We start from the raw sequence: 20,642 nt of genomic DNA on the forward strand, positions 1-20,642 counted from the left end.
TATAAGAAATACAAAAAAAGCAAAGCGCCCACACTTTGCCTCTTACAGAACCTCTCTTAACTTTTCACTAATTAACTTCGCTAAATACTCATAGCCTTCTATACCAAAATGTAATCCATCTTTTTCATCATCTTCTACAAATCTCTTATAATCTTGTTCTTGAATCATTTCAGCATACAAATTTAAAAAATGACTTCCTGTTTCTTTCGCCACTTCCTTAACCACGTCTGCATATTGGCCGAGTATTTCATTTGTTCTATTACGTTGTCTTTCTTCATCAACTGGCGCCGGACTAATAAGTAATACTTTTTCTGGTGAAATCGTGCTTACAATTTTCTCTAAGTTTTCTTTATATGCTTGTAATGGGACTTGAGCAAAAGAAACTGCATCATTCGTACCAAGAAAAACTGTTACAAAGTCTGGTTCATGTGATAATACATCCTCTTCAATCCTTTGTAGTGCATCGAACGTATTATCACCCGGAACACCTGCATTAACCACTTTCCAATTTGGAAACACCTCTTGCAAACGTGGTGTTAACCTTGGCGTTCCACCAAAAAATGTTTCATCAGCTGTAATACTATCTCCGAAACATACTAAAGTTTTCATAAAGCTAACTCTCCTTTTACGTATGAAACAACTTTCCTTCTATCGCTTTCATATATCTTTCAGCAGAACGTTCAACTGCCTCATTTGCATTTTCTTTTACTACTCGGTGAAAAGCATTATATAAACGATTAAACTGTAACGGTTTCACTCGATTCGCCATTTCCTCAACTTTTCTCGCCGGTAATGGAATTAAGTTTGGATAGCTATACATGAAGCTTACCCACTGCTGATCCGCTACAACTTGAATGATATCACCTGTTAATAAAATACCTTTTCCATCATTTCCTTCTTCCCAATGTAAGACAGATCCTCCTTTAAAATGGCCTCCTAAACGATGAATGACCAATCCATCAGCTAATTGTAAAGACTCCCCAGACCAATATATAATACGACTACTCGGACGCATTACCCACTCTTTATCGTCTTCGTGTATATAAATTGGTACATCAAATGTCTCTGCCCATTCTACTTGCGTTGAGTAATAATGCGGGTGAGATAATGCAATTGCATCTAATCCGCCAAGCTCTTTTATTTTCGCAATTGTCGTTTCATCTAAATAAGTAATACAGTCCCATAGTAAACGATATGACTCTGTTTTCACTACAAATGCCGTTTGACCGATCGCAAACCCTGGTTTTGTCGTAATACTATAAAGCCCATTTTCCTCTTCGATTATTTCATTTTTATATGTATCACCCATTTGTAAGCTTTCTAGTGTCGTCCAAGACTGGCCTTTCGGATTAACATATTGCCTCTCTTCATCACAAATATGACAACTTACCGGTTCTTCCACACTCGCTGCATACTGCACGCCACACGTTGTACAAACGAAATTGTTCATCGTTTTTCTCCTATCCTTTTGTTTTTTATTAAGCCGATATTTGTTGATTATTTTCTGCTTTTTTATTTTCAAGTAATACGCTTATAAGAGTAATAAAGTAGACAACTGTAACCGCCATAGGAATTACGATAAATCCTTTTTCCGCAAAAAGAATCCCACATACTGACGTTACTAATACAGTTCCTACTGATAAAAACCCATAACTTTTACTTTCATAAATCCATACGTACGGTACAAAATGAACACCTATTAACACTGCTACTACAAAAGGTAACCATTCTGGAAATTGAAAATATGCAAGTAATACAAGCGGAATATTCAATACATTTATCCCACCAATTACTCCCGCTAAAATCCCTAATGGGTTTCCTTTCGCAAACATATCAATTTTTAATATAGCAGCTAACATCAAGCCTAAAGGAAACACACAGCCCATACCAATTAAATACACCCACACAACTTGCTTTTCTGAAAGAAGAACACCCGTTATACTCGCTACAATCCAAAATAAAAGACCAGCTATTATGACAGGAAATCCCCTCTTCGTTTTTTGTGCTAAATCTCTTTTTGCTTCTGAAATGTTCATTTCACTACCTCCCCAAAAATATTCATGCTATAAAGCCGGATCAATTTCGTCCATCCAATAACGCCACGCTACTAAGTAATCTTCTAAATCTTTTGGGTGGTGTCTTAAACATCTATCTATCCGTAAATATAAGCCTATAATTATTTCTTCATATAAATCCTTATCTCTTTTATGAAATACACATTGTTTCATTACATATTGAATCGTTTCTTTCGTTACATCTTCTGGTGTTGAACAGAAGGCGTAAATTAAATCATATGTAGGATCTCCTAACACTGGTAAAGGGTCTATCACACCCTTTAACTTATTCTCTTGAAATATAAAGTTATGAAATCCAAGATCACCGTGCAATAAAAATGGTCGATGTATTCCAGTTCCTCTATTTGGACTACTCGCTAACTTAAGAACCAGTTTATACTCTTCATTACTTATATACGGACTTACGTTTTCGTGAGCCTCCATCACATTTGTTGCTAAAAATTCGGTCCAAGAATGAGACGGACTTTCTTTCCAGCCAAAGCTATTCGCATTTGGAACTATTTCATACTTATTGATAACCTCTTTTACAAGTTTGCAAAGTATACTCCGTTTATGACCAGGTTTGCACGAAGTAGTTCCTTCAAGAAAAGAATACACAAAATATCGATTCAAAGGATCCTTATACACAAGCTCTGGAAACATATTGGTACTTTTATAAAACTGCAGAAAATACGCTTCTTCACGTATTACTTCCGATTCATTCAACTTTACAACGTATTTTCCGTCCAACAAATATACAGTACTTGTCGTTCCCCCGTTCAACACTTTTACGCTATTTGGATAATGTGAAATAACTTTCTCATTAACTAATTGTTCAGCGATTAATGAAATGTTCATTCACTCACCCACATATCTGAAGATTCCTTCAATTCAAAAGACAACTTTACTATCATTTTACAAATTAATGGAAAATCCCTCCCAACACCTTAATATAACAAAAATAATTTTATTTTACTGCAACGGCTTCCTTCAAGATTTCATCATATAATTCATTCCATTTATAATGATACGCTGCACTCTCTTCTACTCTAATAAACGTCCTTTTATCGGATTCATACTCACCGTCAAACTTATGCACTTCATTAATCTTCATCCGGTAGAACGGCTGATACCCTACTTTTGGATACGGACTATTTTCATTCCAATTTGGATTGTCACTATGATCAACGATGATATATCCAAGTAAAGTGCATTCTCCTTTTACGTAACCCTCCTCCCACGCCTCTCTTTTAAAACACTCTTCTGGTAGTTCTCCTTTTTCTATATGTCCACCTGGAAAGTCCCAACCGCGATTTTGATGATCAATGAGCAACACTTTATCTTCATAAAAACAAAAGCCATGCACACTCGTAATATTCTCGTACTCTGGTAATGTACAATCTCTTTTCCATGTTAACTTCACTTTTTCTTCTCCATAAGTTGCGTATATCGTGACCATTTTCATCACTCCAAATGCTCTTCATTTAATCTAGTAATTTCTATTGCACAATCTCTTTCTTTTAATTTACGAGCTAAACTTTCTACACCAAACACTTCTGTAAATGTGTGACTACCTACAATTAAATTTATCCTTTTAAATTTTGCATGTTGCACCGTATATAATGTTTTTTCTCCTGTTATGTACGTATCACAACCTTTTTCTAGCGCACGCTCAATAAGGTTTGTATTGTTCCCTGCACCTGTTAAAATCGCAATCCGTTTTACTGGTTTATCGTGATTTTTCCAGCTCTTCACTTTCTCTTCCATTCTCTCTTCAAGTTTTCCAACTAAGTTTGACAAAGAAGTCGCTTCTTTATATTCTCCTATTCCCGGTAGCTCTTCTTCCTCATACGTGGAATATTCCAGTATTGTATCTATCCCAATTTCATTAAACAACGACGTACACGTGCCAAACTTTACAAAATCTAACGGCAAATGAATCCAAAAATGAGTCATTTCATATTCTTTTAATTTCTCAATACAAGCCTCTTCCATACCAAATAAAAAACTCCACGGTGCATGATGTGTAAGTATCATATCTACCCCATTTTGATATGCTTCTTCAATTGTCTCTAGCGTCAAATTTGTCGTGTAACCTATTTTGTGAAATTCCTCTTTACTAATGTGAGTGAAACCATACTCGTCATCACCGTATTTATGAAGATGTTCTTCAAAAAGTGATGTAATATGTTCTTTAAACTGCGTTATATTCATTTTCATTTCTCCTTTCATTTACTTTTATATTTCAAAAATAAGGAAATACTATTTAACGACGTTACATACATATAGGAGGACAATATGAAACCTGAATTTTTAAAAGCTATACATGAAGCGATTGGAAATGTTGAACATATTCATATAGAAGAAAGTGGTGCAGATAGTTTACTCATTCATCACGATGATGCACAGCAATTAAAACAAGTTGCTGAAACTTTAGAACATAATAATTTCCGCTCTACTATTAGAACAACTGGAGATGCTTCGTATATTGAAGTATTGAACAGATAAAGAGAAGTCCCAGCTATGTGCTGGGCTTTATTCTTTTATATTGAAATTTCAAACTCCTTCACATACACCGCTGTTCCAGCAATATCAATTTGTAACTTCCCATCTTCTACATCTTTCGTTACATAAACCGTTACACGACCATCTTTATTCATTTCCTGTCCTTGCTCAATGATTAACTCCAGTTCATGATCAAAATCTTTCTCCAAATACGTCGCATAATATGCTCCCATTACACCTGAAGCTGTTCCTGTAACAGGATCTTCAATCGTTCCAGAATAAGGTGATGAAAAATGACGACCGTGCATTTGCACCTGTTCATCATAAGTTTCTAGGCAAACTGGATGAATAGAAGCCTTTTGTATTTCTTTTAATATCGATGGAAATTTATCATTATTAGGTTTCATTCTTTCACATGCATCAAGTTTTTTTATAGGTACAATTACAGTCCAATTACCGGTACTTCCATATACAATTGGTAAACTCGCATCTAAATCATTTACTTCCAAACCGATACTATGAGCTAATTCTTCTTTTGAACCTGCAAAACCTTTAAACTGAGGTGCTGCCTGCCTCATTTTAATAAAGGTTTCTCCATTTTCATTTACACCTATTTGTATTGGTAAAATCCCTGCCTTCGTTTCAATCGTAAGATTTGTTTCCTCTTCTAATAAACCTCTTTCACGCAAAGCATATATAGTCCCAACTGTCCCATGACCACATAAATCCATTTCAAACCCTGGTGTAAAATAGCGCATTCTTATATCTGCTACTTCTGAAGAAAGAACGAAAGACGTTTCGTTAAATCCAACTTTTTCAGCAATACGCTGCATTTCCTCTTCCGTTAATCCATCCGCCTCTAATACAACACCTGCTGGATTTCCCATATTTGGTTTATTCGTAAATGCGTCGTAATGAAATACGTTTATTGCTTTCATTTTCCTATCCCCTAATCTTCTAATCTTCTAATTGTTATTACATACAGCAAACCATTTCATGCTTTTCACTAAAATCCAAATATATTTTGAATACTTGAAAGTTCGTACTTTACCACTTCAACTCCCCTACACCCGGTTCAATAAACTTCCCTGAAACATCCTCATTCGAACCTATAGCCCACTCATATATATTTCGAGCTCCTTGAGCCGGAGTCATATCCGCATCAAAAGCACCAATGTCAGTCTTTAATTTTCCAGGGTGAATGGCGGTTACACGAATCCCTTTATCCGCAAACTCTTGTTGTAAACAGAGCGTTAACATATTTTGTGCAGCTTTTGCGATCCGGTATGAATATGAGAAATGCCCTTGTGGAAATTCTTTTTCGGCCATTTTATGTAAGGATCCTAAACGAGAGGATACGTTTATAATTCTCGGATGGTTTGATTTAGTTAAAGTCGAATACGTACCTTTTATTGCTCGAATGACACCTAAACAATGAACGTTAAATAGTCCCATTAATTCCTCTGAATTTGTATGTAAAACCTCAGTCTCCTTTCCAGTAATTCCAGCGTTATTTATAACTAAATCAATATGCTCCGTATATTTCTCAAGCTGCTCCTTAATACGTTCAGTACTATCATCAGCTGATAAATCCGCTAATATAGGAAAACATCCAGAAGAAAATATCTGTTTTAATTGTTCTATAGCTCCCTCACTTCTAACTAACGGATAAACGATATGTCCATTTTCATGAAATACCTTTACTAACTGTAACCCTAGTCCTCGATTTCCACCTGTAATAAGTACCCTCATATATCCAGCTCCTTATTTTTATAATAAATAAGAAAATCTGCCCACTTACCATTCTCCTGAGAAAATGCTTCTCTCTTACATTCAAATGAAAAACCTGCTCTTTCTGCAAGACGAACGGATGGCTCATTATCGATATGTATATGTAATTCAATTCTATGAAATTGAAGGCTATAAAAAAATAACGGCAGCGCAGCTATTACACTTTCTACCCCATATCCATTTTTCCAATATTGATTATGAATCGAGTAGCCCATCATCGCCCATTGATAGTCCATTCGTAAAATTTTTATAAGTTCTAGCTTTCCAATATTGGTGCCATCCTCTTTCTGAAAAATACCTAAAACGTACATTTCATCCCGTCGTGCCGCCTCATCAAATCCTCTTATCCATTCCGTGAACCATTCTTTTGTTGAAGACGACATGTCATGATAGCCATCATCGTATTTATATTGAGATGGTAACCTCTTATTGAATCCATCTAACCAACTTTCATAATCCTCTTTTTGAAATGGACGGATAATAAGTCTCTCTGTCTCTACTTGTAATAGTGGCAGCTTCATTTATATCTCTTCCCTTAATTATTAATTGAATATTCTTTATCATCTTACACAAAATACAAAATCTAGTAAATTATTATGTTTTTTATAAACAAAAATCCAGTTATGCTTTGCACATAACTGGATTTTACTTTTCCTTATATATTAGAATACTTCTTATTCATAACATATTGCACATACTCTGGTGCACTTATGTCAATCTCTTCATCACTGATTTCATATTCTGCTCCGTATAAATAAAATGAAGGTATAAATTCCATTCCTGTATATAGGCATGTAGCGTGAAATGGTTTCGTTAACTCATCCATTGTTATTCCGCTATTGTCATAGTCTTTTTCTAATCCACCTATAGAAATAGCTACACCAAATTCTTTCCCCTTCACTTTATCCCCTTTTGATCCGTACGCAAATCCATATGTTAATACATCATCGAACCATTTTTTTAATAATGGTGGTGAGCTATACCAGTAAAGCGGAAATTGAAATATATAGCGGTCGTGCTCTACTAACAGCTTTTGTTCTTCTTCAATATTAAACTCCCAATTTGGTGCCACTTTATATAATTCATGTACCGTTATTTCATCCGAATATTTCTCAAGTTCTTCTATCCATCTTTTATTAATTCGTGATTTTTCAATATCAGGGTGTGCTACAATTACAAGTGTTCTCATCATTTTCCATCCCCTTTATAAATTAATCAATCCTTTACGTATTAGTATGTATGAGTTACATATAATTGAAAAGTACGTACTTTCAAGTGCTATAGGGACCTTGAAGTACCTGTGGAGGTGTTATATGAATCAAAATGATGACTGCCCAATCACAACGACTCTCGACGTAATCGGCGGAAAATGGAAAGTTCATATTTTATGTATTTTGATGGATGGAAAAATGCGAACAAATGAAATTAAACGCGAAATTCCAAGTATCACCCAGAAGGTTCTCACACAACAACTTCGGCAACTTGAAGCTGACGGGATTATCCATCGTACTGTATATCAAGAAGTACCACCAAAGGTTGAATACACAATAAGCGAATACGGAAAATCTTTAATGCAAATTATGGATGAACTATGTGAATGGGGAAAAGATCATCAGATAAAAAGATTAAATGATTAAAAGAAACGTCCCCTATGAACTTTGTTATATCTACTACATTCATATTAGCAGCTTCAACCATGAGATATGGTAAACCTCTTTATCATGAATGGTTTGTATGTCTCCTAAAAGGAGTTTATATCTATGAACAAGTATACTTTTGGTGATTCAATGCATGTCCATTTATTTTATTACAAAAATATATAAACAGAAAACACTTTATCGTATTTTTCGTTCTGGGAGTTCCTGTTTCTATTAGCTTGATAGCGATGTGGCGGGACCTCTTTGTCACAGTACCTTCACTTTATACGAACAAGATCTTCACAATCTCCTCTTTGTACCTTACGAATTGAACTATCTCCCCTATCTCTAAACAAGCCTAAAGTAGGAATCTTCTAAATTAAAATTATATAAGAAAAATAAAAAAATACACCTAGTGAAAGAAATATATTGATTTTACATAAAATTAACAGTATAATTGAAAACGATTTTCAATATCTATTTATACATAGTAATGAGGAGATGTTTTAGGATGAGGGGAAAAAAATGGGCCTTTTCTATTTTAGCCGCTATTCTACTTTTTGCTTTAACAGCATGTGGTAGCGACAAAGAAAATGTAAGGGCTAACAACAAGGACGACAGCAATGCAGAAACAATTACTGTAAAACATGATTTAGGTACTACAGAAATAAAAGGAAAACCGAAAAAAATCGTTGTGCTAGAGTTTTCTTTCTTAGACGCTTTAGCTAACTTAAATATTTCTCCTGTAGGAATCGCTGATGATAGTAAGCCCGAACGCATTATTCCAGAAATAAAAGATAAAGTAAAGGATTATACATCTGTTGGTTCACGTAAACAACCAAACGTTGAAGTGATTAGTTCATTGCAACCAGATTTAATTATTATCGACTCTAGTCGTCAAAGTCATAAAGATATTTATAAGCAACTAAGTACTATCGCACCAACAATTGGCTTCCAAAGTTCAAATCAAACTTATGACCAAACACTCGAACAGTTTAAACAAATTGCGCATGCGGTTGGAGAAGACCAAAAAGGTGACGAAGTATTAAAAAAACATAATGAAAAAGTAGCGAATTTCCAAAAAGAACTAGATGAAAGTAAATTTAAAGATTTAGTCATTGCTCCAGCTCACGCAACAGTAGATAAAATGTTTTTACACTCAGACATTTCATATGTAGGAACAATCTTTAAAAAGCTTGGCCTTCCAACTGCACTACAAGATAAAGATGCACAAGCATTTAAAGAAACAGCTGGTGGCCCATACTATAACGTTAACTTAGAGCAATTCTTAAAAATAAATCCAGATGTACTATTCCTAATGACAGATGGCGAAAAAACAGTTGAAAAAGATTGGGAAACAGAAGCGCTCTGGAAAGAAACAAAAGTCGCAAACAACAAACAAATCTACTATTTTGACCGTATGACATGGGCTCGTTTCCGTGGATTGATTCCAGCTGAAATCATTATGGATCAAACAATCGATACACTGAAGAAGGTAGAAAAGAAATAATAGTAAACAAAGTAAGGTGTATGCGGAGTAGAAACTTCCATCTACGCATATACCTTACTTTTTTATTGATGATAAAAGGAGCGATTAAAGAACATGAGGAGCACTAATCAAAAACGTGCCATCATATTTTATATTTTACTTTTTCTTTTACTTATTATCGGGGCATTGGGCAGCTTTTTAATCGGCGCTACAAATATACAAATGCAAGATTTATGGGCACCAAAAGATCATAAAACATATTTAATAATCCGAGATATTCGTTTACCTCGCCTTATTGTTACCTTTCTCGTTGGTAGCGCCCTAGCCGTATCTGGTGCGATTATGCAAGCAATCACTCGTAACGCCCTTGCTTCACCACAAGTTTTTGGAGTAAATGCAGGTGCTTCCCTTGCTGTCGTTACAATTATGGTATTATTCCCTTCTGTTGCAAGCACTGGAATGGTTATAGCTGCGTTTATCGGTGCGGCATTTGGCGGTTGTATCGTCTATATGTTAGCCAATATAAAAGAAATGTCACCCGTACGCCTCGCACTAGCCGGAATGGTCATTCATTTAATCTTATCTTCATTTACACAAACACTGATTCTAATAGATGAAAATTCTACAGATAGTATCATTTATTGGATGGCTGGTGGTGTAGATGGAGCTCGCTGGATTAAAGTACAAATGGCCTGGCCTTGGTATATCCTTGGTTTAATCCTTGCTATTTGGTTATCTAAATCTTTAACTCTATTAAATATGGGACAAGAAGTAGCAAAAGGACTTGGAACGAATGTAAAAAGAACACAAATTCTAGCTGCAATTAGCGTTGTACTACTATCAGGCTCTTCTGTAGCAATTGCTGGCCCTATTGGATTTATTGGATTAATGGGACCCCATATTGCGCGTTCACTTATCGGATCGTCTTACCAAAGACTCATTCCATTTACCGCTCTACTAGGCGGTGTGCTATTAGTATATGCCGATATTTTATCACGCTTTATTTCGTATCCTTACGATACACCAGTTGGAATTGTAACAGCGATTATCGGCTCTCCATTCTTCTTATTTTTAGCGAAGAAAGGAGCGAGACTTGAGACGAAATGAAAACAACAAACGTAAATCATAGAAAAAAACTATTCATTACTTTTACAACTTTACTAGCTCTTTTAATTATTGCGAGCTTACTTAGTTTAGGGGCTGGAGCCATTTGGATTTCCCCTCTCGACATCATTCAGTGTCTATTTACTGGAGAGCCTACTTCAGTTAAAAACATTCTTATTACATTTCGCTTACCAAGATACTTTATTGCTATTCTAGCAGGAATTGGTCTTTCTATTTCTGGAGCAGTTTTGCAAGGAATTTTAAAAAACCCACTGGCATCTCCTGATGTTATTGGTGTATCTAAAGGTGCTGGGCTAAGTGCTGCAATTGTTATTTTGCTTTTCCCAAGCGCACCTGCTTATACCCTGCCTATCTTTGCATTTATTGGTGCCATGTTTGTTACAGTATGCTTATACTTTTTTGCACGAGGTAACAAATTAAATACTTCGACTTTAGCTCTTGCCGGAGTTGCCCTTTCAGCACTTTGTCAGGCAGGATTACAACTACTGATGGTGAAATTCCCAGTAGAAATTAATACTGCACTCGCATGGTTAGCTGGGAGCCTTTGGGGACGACAATGGGATCATGTCTATCAATTACTACCATGGATCGTCGTTCTCGTACCACTTGTCATGTATTTCTCAATTCGCATTGAAGTACTCTCATTAGGAGATGAACTCGCGACAGGTTTAGGAGCAAACGTGGATCGTACAAGGATGCTTCTATTATTCTTATCCGCATTACTTGTCGCTTCTACCGTTGCAATTGTCGGAACAATTGGTTTTGTTGGGTTAATCGCACCGCATATTGCAAGAAGGCTTGTGGGAGGAAAATATTATGTACTCCTTCCGGCCTCTGCTTTAATAGGGATTATTGTTTTACTGCTTGCTGATACTTTAGGAAAAGGGCTCGTACCTCCTTTAGAAATTCCTGCTGGGGTCTTTACAGCACTTATTGGTGGACCATACTTTGTTTGGTTACTTGCCCGTTCAAAAAAATAATAGGAAAAGCCGCAATTCTTGGTTAGACAGATTATTTCATTAGGAAACCTTTTAGGCATGGGTCCGGCATTGTACGAGGGCTCATGCCTTTTAGTTTTGCCTTAATTTTTTTATGATGATAGTTCTTTCTTAAAATGTTCTATACTCTTACATTCTTTTCGATACAGAAATTCTGACTTCATGATGCCAAAGAAGATTTCAATCACTGCGTTATCGTAACAGTTTCCTTTACGAGACATGCTTTGTGTAATACTGCCCATAAGCAGTAGTTTGACTAAATGCCAGTTACCTCTATTTAAATATCTAGTAAAAACATTTTATTCGCTACCGCTACTTTAAACGCTCTTCTAGGAATAACACCAACGCAAAAAGACATGAACTAATCTTTGTTCATGTCTTTTTATATTAGAGTTTACTATACACTCAGTGAACTACCCGCCACTTAGTATTTCTTACGAACTTACCCCGAAGTGGGGGCTTCTCGGTTCATCGTTATTTTTGATAGCTAACGAATTTGTCTTAGGACAGCCGAGCTAACTCCCTTGTTCCAAAGGTTATTTCTTACGATTTATATCAATGCTAATAACCATATGGCTTCCTTTTTGATATTGATAGCTGCGTTATAGTCACGACTTATTGTTAGTCCACATGAACACTCATACATGCATTCAAATAGAGACATTTCTTTTCTGTTTCCACAACGACTACACATCTTTGTAGAAAAAAAATCACTTTGACCACTAAAAAAATTCTTATAAGCAGTTTGCAAGTTTAATTGAGCGTTGGCCAGTGCTAATGAATCGACTTCTTTCGGATAATAGGTTTAAAACAAACTTAATAATATCGCTTTTGTACGATTGTCCGTTACTTCATAATAAATTTCTAATCCTTTCCGAGTACCTGTAATGATTTTAGCAGCTCTTAGTTTGGATAAATGTTGACTAATTGTACTTTGAGGCATTTGTAATTTTTCATACATTGTTGTTACATTAGTAGGGCCTTTTGTACGCATTATTTCTACTAAGGATAAACGGACAGGATGCGCCAATACCTTTAATACTTCCGTGATCTCTTCATACATTTCTTTTTTTTCTTTCATATTTCTTTCTCCCCTTTTATATAAATATTAATGATATCCATATATATAATTCGAAATGATATATGATTTTGTGTCCGTCATTTTTAAAAAAATATTTAAAAACCCCTTCAGTCCGAAACTAAAGGGGTTTCTTCATATAACGCCTCACTATTAGTAGTCAATAATGAATAGAAATTTCGTTATAGGAGATTTTGATTTTTCAGGTTAACGGCAGGTTTTTCGTCTTCTCTAGACTCAACTAACTAAAGTCAATAACAAAAAGAGAGCAGATTATCCGCTCTCTTATGATGCCTCCTTATGTTCAGGGGAATGCTCAACACTTCCCATTCTCTTTAGTTTATTCCATCCTACCGCTACCCCTCGAATGGATGAAAATATAGATTTAATTACAACATAAGTCATAAATTGACGATAAATAAAGCGTTGTAAAATTAACCATACTAGTGGTTTAGGATTCTCCTTCTCTAATTTAAATGCAAACAGAGAAGCGAGAAGATCCATTAAAAAGAATACAAAATAAAATCCTAAAACTTTTAGCGGATCGCTGCCAAATAGCCCCATAATCATTAATATATCTGCTAAAGGAGCAATGAATTGCAGAACATATTGGAATAACCACATGTTAGGCAATGCAATAAATCCTAATGTTTTATGCTTTGCATTAAACAATGCTTTTCGATGTTTCCAAAGACATTGGAGTGTACCATATGACCAACGATATCGCTGTTTAATAAGACTTTTCACATCTTCAGGTGACTCCGTATAAGCATACGCTTTTTCTTCATATACGATTCTATGCCCTTCACGTAAAAATGTAATAGTAAGATCCGTATCTTCTGCCAATGTATCTTCGCTTAAATATCCAGATTCGACTACATTCTTTTTACGCCATGCTCCAATAGCTCCTGGAACTACCGTAATACAATTTAACTCATCAAAAGCTCTGCGTTCTAAATTAAATCCTGTAATATATTCAACATGTTGCCAAGTAGTTAACAAGTTCCGTCTATTTCCCACTTTGACATTACCTGAAACTGCTGCTACATTATGATCTTCAAAGTGTCTGATCATTAGAGAAATAGCGTCTTGCGCAATAATTGTATCCGCATCTAAAGTGACAATGATTTCTCCTGTTGATTTTTGAAATCCTAAGTTCATTGCGGATGATTTCCCACCATTTTCTTTCTGAATTAAACGAACTTTAGGATGTTTATAGAATGTTTCTTGAATTACTTTTGACGTATCATCTTTCGATCCGTCATCAACAACAATAACTTCAAACTCTCTATAATTACTATCCAAAATTGAGCGAATCGTCTTAGCTATAACCTTCTCTTCATTATATGCTGCTATCACAACACTAACAAAAGGTTGATAAGACGAATTAGCAAATAAACGAGAGTTTGTTTTCTTTTTTTGCTTGAATGAAAAATAAATTAAAAATAGGAATCGGAAAATACCTAATCCAATAGCAATATAAAAAATAGTTGTTAATATATGCTTAGAATATCCTGCTCCTGAAAAAACAGCTTTATTGTAAAGTAAATATTGCTTATCCTCTGAAGAAACGGGAGGCATAACTTCATCTCGTTCTTTATTCATTAAATCTGAAATTGTTACAAAACTATATCCATTCTTTTTAAGATCTTTAATAATCATCGGCAGCGCCTCTACCGTATGGGTACGATTCCCTCCTGCATCATGGAGAAGAATAATATTTCCCTCCCCCTTATAAATGGGATTAAGAGTACGCTTTACTAATTCATTTGTTGATGGAGTCGCCCAATCCTCAGGATCAACTTCTTCTGCCACCATTGTATAGTTCATATTTTGTGCACGCAAAATAGGCAGTATTTCATTTGATGAATCCGGGTTAGCATCTGCTTCATACGGTGGCCTAAATAAAACCGTAGAATGCCCAGTTATTTCCTGGATTAGGCGCTGAGTTGTATTAAGTTCTACTTTTGTACGTAGCAAAGACGTATCAGCGACGTTAGGATGCTTGAAAGTATGATTGCCAATTTCATGCCCTTCATCGTATATTCTTTTAACAATACTAGGATTTAGTTGCGCATTTTCACCAAGTACAAAAAAGGCAGCTTTTATTTTATACTCTTTTAATATATCTAGAATTTCCGGCGTATATTTAGGATCTGGTCCATCATCAAATGTTAATACTACTTGTTTGCCTTTTGGTTTTCCATATCGTTGCACTTCATATGCAGATGGTAGTGATTGATACACTTCATCTGTAAGATAACCATTTTTGTCTACCTTAAAATCTCTCAATCCATTTTGTCTTTCATTCTCAATCTGTAAAATTTCGCCTTGTCCAGAATAATTCACTTCATCTAAACTAGCGATTTTATGTAGTGCATCAGGATTATTTTGTACCTCAATAGGATCTTTTAAAGCTTTCCATATAGTAGGATCTTCTGCTCCTAGTCTCCATAACGCAAATCCCTTCGCATTGTTGTTCATTGCGATTTTTACTTGATTATAAAGAGTAACACCATCTAAGAACCAAGCGGTATGTTCTTTCTCTCCTATTTTATATCGAAAATAAGGATTTCCACTAATGTTATCCCATTGAATTTTTATATTTGAATCCTGAGCCATTGTCATAACTTCTGAGAAAGTTACAGACTTCGCAGGTTCTTTACTATTTACTTCCCAATCATATCCATAGTTACCGAAAGCAACTATAAGTTTCTCAGACGGAATGTCTAGTTCATTGAGCGTATGTTCAAACCATTTATTTGAAGCAACTGGTCCTGGTACCCCTGCTCCATAGTGCTCGTCATACATCATTACAATCATACGATCTATTACTTTGGCTAATGCACCATAATCAAAGGCCTTATCATTAGCAGGGACATCTTGCGTAACGAGCAAATGATGTTTATGAAAGACCGTAGTAAGTTCTTTCATGAAATTGGTTAAGTTTTCTCTATCGCTTTCAGGTATTGCCTCAAAGTCAATGTTAATACCTGAAAATTGATTCTTTTCAACTTGCTTTACTAAATCGTTAATAAACGTTGTCTTTACATGATCTGGAGAACTCAATAACTTATGAATAAGTTCACTATCAGGACCAGAAGCTTCCTCTGTATAGTTAGTAAGTAAAGGCATAATTTTCACATGATTTTTTTCTGCTAACTTTACAATCTCAGATTTTATCTCACTACTAACTGTTAAGTCTGCTTTTAAGTGATACCATTCTGGTACTAACGTGGTTAAAGAATCGATATTTTCTTTTAAAGAAGCAGTACTATTTTCATCCCAGTTTACATAAAAACCATACACTTCTTTAGATTGTTTGCTACCGTTCGTTGAATTCACCGAATTTTCATCGTTTTCCATTTCTGTATTAGCTTTAAATTCTTCTTTCTTTAACTGCTCGTCGCTGAGTTCTTGATTAATAGGTACAAGTTTAGTATCTTGTTTTACAGCAGGATTCATATTTGGAATTTCTGGTGTCGAAAAAATACTTTGGAAGAAAAAATAAAATACAATACTTATACTAACTATTGAGATACATAGAAACCAACTAAAAGCTTTTTTTCTTCTTCCTTTAGGATCATAAAAAACAGGTTTTGATTTATCTTTCTCTTGTTGAATTTTTTTCTCCATTATATTTTTCACATACTCCTTTTCTTCTTATTCTAAGTACAAATGCAAACTCTAACCTTCTAGGGTTTTGATACAAAATAGCTTAATAGGAATATAGAATAATAAGTTCCTTTTAGCTTTGAAATCAAATAACTAACCCAAATAACTTACAAATGAATTTCACCATTTGGTGAGGTTGCTGTACAAAATGATATCAGTCCTAATATGAAACGAATCTCCATCTTCAATATTCTATGGATTCTTCTTTTCATTCCCTTGATGTTGTGTGGCAGGAATGTTTTTGTCCTCATTTTTAGGTCCGTTATTTTCGTTTATATTTCCTTGCTGAGATCCTCTACCGTTGTTCTCTTGCTGGTGTCCATTATTTCCTTGAGACTCTCTACCATTGTTCTCTTGCTGGTGTCCGTTATTTCCTTGAGACTCTCTACCATTGTTCTCTTGCTGGTGTCCATTATTTCCTTGAGACTCTCTACCATTACTCTCTTGCTGGTGTCCATTATTTCCTTGCTGAGATCCTCTACCGTTGTTCTCTTGCTGGTGTCCGTTATTTCCTTGAGATCCTCTACCATTGTTCTCTTGCTGGTGTCCGTTATTTCCTTGAGACTCTCTACCATTATTCTCTTGCTGATGTCCATTATTTCCTTGCTGAGATCCTCTACCATTATTCTCTTGCTGATGTCCATTATTTTCTTTTATTTGCTTCGGTTGCTGTTCCTTGTATTGCTTTTGTTCTATATACTCCTGCTTATCATGTATTTCTTCTTTTACAGGAGACGAATCCGATGATATATCAGAAGATGACTTTTGTTGCGAATGTATCTCCTCATCGCGCTCCTCTTGATTAGACGGCGGTGCAGGAGGAGTAAGTGATTTCTGCTTATCATTCTCTCGCTTTATATAAACACCTGTGCCAACTCCTGCTTTCATGGCATTCTCCCGCATTTGCATCGTACTGCTTTGATATACGACTGAAACATGTTTTGTCTCATACTCTTTCTTTAATTCTTTCATTGCCTTTTCCAACTGTGGTTCTAGCGTCTTGTCCTTTGTAACAGCTGTTAGCATAACTTGCTTATCATTCGTTAAATACTCATCCTCTTGACTTTGCTTTATAATAGTACGTATTACGTCGTGCACATGTTTATTTTCCCATTGCTTTATTTCTTTTAAGATACGCCTTCCATCATCATTACAAGCTCGCAAATCTATAACACGAAGATCCTTCGTTACGCTCGCCTCTAAACTTGGATTTATATCAACTGAAACATAAGCAAAAACTTTTTCTTCCGGTTGGTTGTAGAAAAACAAGAACACACATAGAAAACAAGCAACCAGTATTGATGCAGGCTTTAAGAAAGGAGGCATTGCAAAACGCGGCGACCTTTGTTCTTCTTCATTAAACGAGATTTCCTCCCCAACCATGTAAGAATTCCCTTTTCTTTTACACGTAATAAACTCTCCATTTGGTGTTAAAACAACTACGTTATGTTTTTTTATATCCATCACAATTCCTTTATTCATCATTCTTCCCCCCTCTTATGTAATCAAGAATATATGTATAGTTATTTGCAAAAATAATACACATCGCAATAATGTATTTTCTATGTCGCTCCAACGTTTTACGGCTTACCCTAACACGCGGTTCAATATGTTTAAGCGGTAACTTTTTCTTTCGGAACAACTTCTCCATCATTTCCTCGTCTTTTATAATAATCTTTACAATTCCTACTAAGTGTTCACGCGTATCACGATGCTTAGGAGATTCCTTAGCAAGCTCTGAAAATGTGATTTTAAACTCAGCTAGCACACTTTGAAAATGAAGTATTTCTTCCTTACGGTTACTATTTTCCATCTCTTTCATATACTCCGTAAGCGATACTTGCATTTCTAACATTTCCTCTTGCTTATCTTCTTTTAAAAAGACAAGATTATGCTTAGACTCTTTGCGTATATAGTCAATTACATCTCTTTTTATAAGAAGATCAGCAAACGCTAGAAAAGATTTTCCTTTTTTATATGAATACTGTTCAATTGCTTCGTTAAACGCAAACAATCCAATGCTATATTCATCATCCTGTTCTGTAATATATCGACGACAGACAGACGAGATTGATTTTCTAATAAACGGCTGATACTGTACGATAAAAGCTTCCTTATCTCCACCGTTGTTTTGTATGTTAAATACGATATCTTCTATTTTCGTTTTTTTTAAGATTTTCATTACTAAACTCAACACTAGTAATCTCCCTGCCTCCTTCTGCTTCAAATAGCAAAATGGTCACTAAACAAGTGACCATTTAACCACATTTTCTTAGTACTTTTTTTGGGGCTTGTCTTCTTGTTGTTGTTCATATTTTTCACGAGCGACTTTTCAAATACCTATTTCTTCTACTCGCGCTAGAGTGAAGTCTATATTTTGTACCGCTTTATTGTTTTCTTTTGCAATATCACTTGTTCTTCTTGCTCTTTTTCTATTTTATCTGCAATCTTTGAATAACTCTTCTCTATATTTTTGGTAATTTTAGCTTTTTCTTTCATTTGCTTTCTTTCACTATACATATTCGAAGAAATAAACAATTTTATGGGGGTCAAAAAAATAAAAACCATCAATTTGAAAAAAGATTCTTCAAATTGATGGTTTTCTTTTAATATTTTTATTAATCTTTTATAACTAAGTTGAATCATGTCAGCCCTTAATTGTTGTTATCCTTTTTTTTGTTGCTTCTACTACAAGCATGATACAAGATTTTATCGGCCACCCATCCACTAAAAACGTACAGTAGACCAGCTTTACTTTTGACATAATTCCCGTTCTCGGAAGTAAGGATTTAAAAGTAACCTATCCATAGTGATATTAAAGCTACTACTAACAGGGCAAGAAGAAATATGATATTTCGAATCCACTTTTGTATATCATCAAAATACCGTTCTACAAATGCAACGTTGATATAAAACATGAGAAATACAACAAAGAAGGTAAAGTTACCAAATTTATCGTTCAATTTTTCATTGGTAAATGTGCTTACCTGAAGGAATAGTAAAGCAAAAGTTACTAAGAATAACTCAAGTAGCCTTTTTTTTCTCACCTCACCACACCCCCTTACAGTAATTTCCCTTTTTTTCATTTTATAAGAACGTAGTGTGTAGCAGACTGTAAATATTATTTACTTATGTAAAAAAGGCTACCCATCCAAGATTGTTAGCCTTAATAGCGCCTTTTAAAAAAATAACTCAATATAACAAATGAATGATTCTTCAACTTACACTATATTCTCCTTTTATTACAAAAAACGAGCCTCGAATTGTTCCAGCTAATTTAGACTTCTGCCTAGCAAACTTAAACTTCTCTTCTAACTCCTTTGGTATCTCCATTCCCTCTGAAAGCTTAAATCCAACAGCCCGCTTCTTCGGGTTATCCAATGTATACATGACGTTGACTGCAAGACCATCCTCATAAAAGACATAGGCAAATTTAATATTTTCCACTTGAAAACACGATGTTTCTAAAGGTTTGGCCGCAAACTCAATATCACGTTCTTCTTTCAAAATGCGGTTCACATAATCAAGAGTATCCTCGCTTTCACTAACTGGTACAACCGTAAATTCATGCTTGTATTTGTTCATAAAGTAACGGGCTTCATGGGCACGTAAACCAGCAAGCGCTTCTGCTACAAGTGAAGACTCCAAGCCAGATGTAGTTACATTTTTAAAATCAACGATATAGGACAACTCCATCCCTCCTGTAATCTCTTTACTTCCTAACAACCGGAATCCACATTTCACCAAAAACTAAGCCGTTTCGCTGCCCCATCTCAACCGTTGTATTTGGCCCACCAACATAGGCAAAATCCTTTGCTTCTGGTAAAACTTGACCAAAGGCAATGCCAGTAAGCTTATTACTCATCTCCTCAGCCGTCTTACCTTCCCCTTTAACTACCAAGTATTCCCCCGTAGGAAACTGGATAACTCTGGATTCTTCTTGTATTTGTGCCTCTGTCATAACACCAGCATAATACATCATCTTGTTATTCACTGCTTCGCTCACGGAAAAAATGTAATCATTTGTGGCTAAATCCTTTAAAGTGTCAAGCCTTCCATCTTGTTTAACGGCCTCCCAAAAGTCTTCTTTTTCTTTATTTATTCCAGCAAAATCTGTGTATTCGCTCTTAAGTTCAGTTCCAATACCTAACACGATAAAGCTATCTTTTTCTTCTAAAGTATAATTTTTCATATTCAAAACCTTCCTCTTTTTTAAATTAATCAAATGATTTATCTTTTCATCTGATGAGTTTATAATATCTTTAAATCATGTCAAAAAATGATACTGTT

23 protein-coding genes and 2 pseudogenes are annotated in these 20,642 nt (G+C 35.2%); 5 read left to right on the forward strand and 20 right to left on the reverse strand.

Annotated elements, in window-relative coordinates:
- Positions 1 to 42: 42 nt before the first annotated feature.
- The 6 genes from QUF93_RS18140 to QUF93_RS18165 all read right to left on the reverse strand — a co-directional run bounded on the left by QUF93_RS18140 (position 43) and on the right by QUF93_RS18165 (position 4,268).
- On the reverse strand, positions 43 to 609 hold the full coding sequence (locus tag QUF93_RS18140; protein WP_289359720.1) for an SGNH/GDSL hydrolase family protein: 567 nt from the start codon (positions 607 to 609) through the stop codon (positions 43 to 45).
- A gap of 16 nt (positions 610 to 625) precedes the next feature.
- Positions 626 to 1,450, reverse strand: coding sequence for an MBL fold metallo-hydrolase (locus QUF93_RS18145; RefSeq protein ID WP_289359721.1), 825 nt, complete (start codon positions 1,448 to 1,450; stop codon positions 626 to 628).
- A 28-nt stretch (positions 1,451 to 1,478) separates the two neighbouring features.
- Entirely contained in the window at positions 1,479 to 2,036 is a 558-nt protein-coding gene (locus QUF93_RS18150; protein ID WP_289359723.1) for a DUF7010 family protein, read from the reverse strand.
- A gap of 27 nt (positions 2,037 to 2,063) precedes the next feature.
- On the reverse strand, positions 2,064 to 2,912 hold the full coding sequence (locus QUF93_RS18155; RefSeq protein WP_289359724.1) for an aminoglycoside phosphotransferase family protein: 849 nt from the start codon (positions 2,910 to 2,912) through the stop codon (positions 2,064 to 2,066).
- A 109-nt stretch (positions 2,913 to 3,021) separates the two neighbouring features.
- Positions 3,022 to 3,513 (reverse strand): NUDIX hydrolase, encoded by a 492-nt coding sequence (locus tag QUF93_RS18160; RefSeq protein ID WP_289359725.1) that lies wholly within the window; start codon positions 3,511 to 3,513, stop codon positions 3,022 to 3,024.
- Between the two features lie 5 nt (positions 3,514 to 3,518).
- Positions 3,519 to 4,268, reverse strand: coding sequence for a Nif3-like dinuclear metal center hexameric protein (locus QUF93_RS18165; protein WP_289359726.1), 750 nt, complete (start codon positions 4,266 to 4,268; stop codon positions 3,519 to 3,521).
- 84 nt (positions 4,269 to 4,352) lie between these two features.
- Here QUF93_RS18165 and QUF93_RS18170 point away from each other — a divergent pair, with 84 nt between their 5' ends.
- Positions 4,353 to 4,562 (forward strand): hypothetical protein, encoded by a 210-nt coding sequence (locus QUF93_RS18170; RefSeq protein ID WP_000801638.1) that lies wholly within the window; start codon positions 4,353 to 4,355, stop codon positions 4,560 to 4,562.
- A 35-nt stretch (positions 4,563 to 4,597) separates the two neighbouring features.
- On the opposite strand, the gene QUF93_RS18175 is transcribed toward QUF93_RS18170, so the two are convergent.
- From QUF93_RS18175 to QUF93_RS18190, 4 genes are all read right to left on the reverse strand, one after another.
- A complete protein-coding gene (locus QUF93_RS18175; protein WP_289359727.1) occupies positions 4,598 to 5,497 on the reverse strand; it encodes a PhzF family protein in 900 nt (299 codons plus the stop codon).
- A 109-nt stretch (positions 5,498 to 5,606) separates the two neighbouring features.
- The gene (locus QUF93_RS18180) at positions 5,607 to 6,311 is read right to left on the reverse strand and encodes an SDR family NAD(P)-dependent oxidoreductase (RefSeq protein WP_289359728.1); all 705 of its coding nucleotides are present in this window, start codon (positions 6,309 to 6,311) and stop codon (positions 5,607 to 5,609) included.
- Positions 6,308 to 6,871: a GNAT family N-acetyltransferase gene (locus QUF93_RS18185; protein ID WP_289375774.1), complete on the reverse strand. Its 564-nt coding sequence runs from the start codon at positions 6,869 to 6,871 to the stop codon at positions 6,308 to 6,310. Before QUF93_RS18185 ends, QUF93_RS18180 begins: the two co-directional genes overlap by 4 nt.
- 134 nt (positions 6,872 to 7,005) lie before the next feature.
- Positions 7,006 to 7,539, reverse strand: coding sequence for an NAD(P)H-dependent oxidoreductase (locus QUF93_RS18190; protein ID WP_289360996.1), 534 nt, complete (start codon positions 7,537 to 7,539; stop codon positions 7,006 to 7,008).
- A 124-nt stretch (positions 7,540 to 7,663) separates the two neighbouring features.
- Here QUF93_RS18190 and QUF93_RS18195 point away from each other — a divergent pair, with 124 nt between their 5' ends.
- The 4 genes from QUF93_RS18195 (at position 7,664) to QUF93_RS18210 (ending at position 11,581) form a co-directional block, all read left to right on the forward strand.
- Positions 7,664 to 7,987 carry a winged helix-turn-helix transcriptional regulator gene (locus tag QUF93_RS18195; protein WP_097903304.1) on the forward strand — a complete coding sequence of 108 codons (324 nt, stop codon included), beginning with the start codon at positions 7,664 to 7,666 and terminating at the stop codon, positions 7,985 to 7,987.
- A gap of 511 nt (positions 7,988 to 8,498) precedes the next feature.
- Entirely contained in the window at positions 8,499 to 9,497 is a 999-nt protein-coding gene (locus tag QUF93_RS18200) for an ABC transporter substrate-binding protein (protein WP_289359730.1), read from the forward strand.
- A 93-nt stretch (positions 9,498 to 9,590) separates the two neighbouring features.
- Positions 9,591 to 10,583, forward strand: coding sequence for a FecCD family ABC transporter permease (locus tag QUF93_RS18205; RefSeq protein WP_098769012.1), 993 nt, complete (start codon positions 9,591 to 9,593; stop codon positions 10,581 to 10,583).
- Positions 10,580 to 11,581 carry a FecCD family ABC transporter permease gene (locus QUF93_RS18210; protein ID WP_289359731.1) on the forward strand — a complete coding sequence of 334 codons (1,002 nt, stop codon included), beginning with the start codon at positions 10,580 to 10,582 and terminating at the stop codon, positions 11,579 to 11,581. Before QUF93_RS18205 ends, QUF93_RS18210 begins: the two co-directional genes overlap by 4 nt.
- Positions 11,582 to 11,632: 51 nt before the next feature.
- Here the strand turns inward: QUF93_RS18210 and QUF93_RS18215 are convergent.
- The 10 genes and pseudogenes from QUF93_RS18215 to QUF93_RS18265 form a co-directional block, all read right to left on the reverse strand.
- Positions 11,633 to 11,832 (reverse strand): annotated as a pseudogene (locus QUF93_RS18215) (IS3 family transposase); the annotation flags it as partial.
- Positions 11,833 to 12,149: 317 nt separating this feature from the next.
- A pseudogene (locus QUF93_RS18220) lies at positions 12,150 to 12,308 on the reverse strand (zinc ribbon domain-containing protein); the annotation flags it as partial.
- 96 nt (positions 12,309 to 12,404) lie between these two features.
- Positions 12,405 to 12,680 carry an ArsR/SmtB family transcription factor gene (locus tag QUF93_RS18225; protein WP_002121043.1) on the reverse strand — a complete coding sequence of 92 codons (276 nt, stop codon included), beginning with the start codon at positions 12,678 to 12,680 and terminating at the stop codon, positions 12,405 to 12,407.
- Between the two features lie 282 nt (positions 12,681 to 12,962).
- Positions 12,963 to 16,313 (reverse strand): trifunctional glycoside hydrolase family 18/polysaccharide deacetylase/glycosyltransferase family 2 protein, encoded by a 3,351-nt coding sequence (locus QUF93_RS18230; protein ID WP_289359732.1) that lies wholly within the window; start codon positions 16,311 to 16,313, stop codon positions 12,963 to 12,965.
- Between the two features lie 231 nt (positions 16,314 to 16,544).
- Positions 16,545 to 17,834, reverse strand: coding sequence for an anti-sigma-I factor RsgI family protein (locus QUF93_RS18235; protein WP_289359733.1), 1,290 nt, complete (start codon positions 17,832 to 17,834; stop codon positions 16,545 to 16,547).
- Positions 17,827 to 18,549 (reverse strand): RNA polymerase sigma factor SigI, encoded by a 723-nt coding sequence (gene sigI, locus QUF93_RS18240; protein ID WP_289359734.1) that lies wholly within the window; start codon positions 18,547 to 18,549, stop codon positions 17,827 to 17,829. Before sigI ends, QUF93_RS18235 begins: the two co-directional genes overlap by 8 nt.
- A gap of 173 nt (positions 18,550 to 18,722) precedes the next feature.
- Positions 18,723 to 18,998 (reverse strand): hypothetical protein, encoded by a 276-nt coding sequence (locus tag QUF93_RS18245; protein ID WP_289359735.1) that lies wholly within the window; start codon positions 18,996 to 18,998, stop codon positions 18,723 to 18,725.
- Between the two features lie 143 nt (positions 18,999 to 19,141).
- Positions 19,142 to 19,399: a DUF3963 domain-containing protein gene (locus tag QUF93_RS18255; protein WP_289359736.1), complete on the reverse strand. Its 258-nt coding sequence runs from the start codon at positions 19,397 to 19,399 to the stop codon at positions 19,142 to 19,144.
- Between the two features lie 169 nt (positions 19,400 to 19,568).
- The gene (locus QUF93_RS18260) at positions 19,569 to 20,042 is read right to left on the reverse strand and encodes a DUF8821 family protein (RefSeq protein ID WP_491624813.1); all 474 of its coding nucleotides are present in this window, start codon (positions 20,040 to 20,042) and stop codon (positions 19,569 to 19,571) included.
- Between the two features lie 22 nt (positions 20,043 to 20,064).
- Positions 20,065 to 20,544 (reverse strand): GyrI-like domain-containing protein, encoded by a 480-nt coding sequence (locus QUF93_RS18265; RefSeq protein WP_289359738.1) that lies wholly within the window; start codon positions 20,542 to 20,544, stop codon positions 20,065 to 20,067.
- Positions 20,545 to 20,642: the final 98 nt, after the last annotated feature.

This window comes from Bacillus hominis, assembly GCF_030348325.1.
Classification (GTDB): Bacteria; Bacillota; Bacilli; order Bacillales; family Bacillaceae_G; genus Bacillus_A; species Bacillus_A hominis.

Bases quoted from the DNA above. Each gene is read 5' to 3' on its own strand.
- QUF93_RS18140 (WP_289359720.1), bottom strand. From the start codon at position 609: ATGAAAACTTTAGTATGTTTCGGAGATAGTATTACAGCTGATGAAACA.
- QUF93_RS18145 (WP_289359721.1), bottom strand. From the start codon at position 1,450: ATGAACAATTTCGTTTGTACAACGTGTGGCGTGCAGTATGCAGCGAGT.
- QUF93_RS18150 (WP_289359723.1), bottom strand. From the start codon at position 2,036: ATGAACATTTCAGAAGCAAAAAGAGATTTAGCACAAAAAACGAAGAGG.
- QUF93_RS18155 (WP_289359724.1), bottom strand. From the start codon at position 2,912: ATGAACATTTCATTAATCGCTGAACAATTAGTTAATGAGAAAGTTATT.
- QUF93_RS18160 (WP_289359725.1), bottom strand. From the start codon at position 3,513: ATGGTCACGATATACGCAACTTATGGAGAAGAAAAAGTGAAGTTAACA.
- QUF93_RS18165 (WP_289359726.1), bottom strand. From the start codon at position 4,268: ATGAATATAACGCAGTTTAAAGAACATATTACATCACTTTTTGAAGAA.
- QUF93_RS18170 (WP_000801638.1), top strand. From the start codon at position 4,353: ATGAAACCTGAATTTTTAAAAGCTATACATGAAGCGATTGGAAATGTT.
- QUF93_RS18175 (WP_289359727.1), bottom strand. From the start codon at position 5,497: ATGAAAGCAATAAACGTATTTCATTACGACGCATTTACGAATAAACCA.
- QUF93_RS18180 (WP_289359728.1), bottom strand. From the start codon at position 6,311: ATGAGGGTACTTATTACAGGTGGAAATCGAGGACTAGGGTTACAGTTA.
- QUF93_RS18185 (WP_289375774.1), bottom strand. From the start codon at position 6,871: ATGAAGCTGCCACTATTACAAGTAGAGACAGAGAGACTTATTATCCGT.
- QUF93_RS18190 (WP_289360996.1), bottom strand. From the start codon at position 7,539: ATGAGAACACTTGTAATTGTAGCACACCCTGATATTGAAAAATCACGA.
- QUF93_RS18195 (WP_097903304.1), top strand. From the start codon at position 7,664: ATGAATCAAAATGATGACTGCCCAATCACAACGACTCTCGACGTAATC.
- QUF93_RS18200 (WP_289359730.1), top strand. From the start codon at position 8,499: ATGAGGGGAAAAAAATGGGCCTTTTCTATTTTAGCCGCTATTCTACTT.
- QUF93_RS18205 (WP_098769012.1), top strand. From the start codon at position 9,591: ATGAGGAGCACTAATCAAAAACGTGCCATCATATTTTATATTTTACTT.
- QUF93_RS18210 (WP_289359731.1), top strand. From the start codon at position 10,580: ATGAAAACAACAAACGTAAATCATAGAAAAAAACTATTCATTACTTTT.
- QUF93_RS18225 (WP_002121043.1), bottom strand. From the start codon at position 12,680: ATGAAAGAAAAAAAAGAAATGTATGAAGAGATCACGGAAGTATTAAAG.
- QUF93_RS18230 (WP_289359732.1), bottom strand. From the start codon at position 16,313: ATGGAGAAAAAAATTCAACAAGAGAAAGATAAATCAAAACCTGTTTTT.
- QUF93_RS18235 (WP_289359733.1), bottom strand. From the start codon at position 17,834: ATGAATAAAGGAATTGTGATGGATATAAAAAAACATAACGTAGTTGTT.
- QUF93_RS18245 (WP_289359735.1), bottom strand. From the start codon at position 18,998: ATGATTCAACTTAGTTATAAAAGATTAATAAAAATATTAAAAGAAAAC.
- QUF93_RS18265 (WP_289359738.1), bottom strand. From the start codon at position 20,544: ATGAAAAATTATACTTTAGAAGAAAAAGATAGCTTTATCGTGTTAGGT.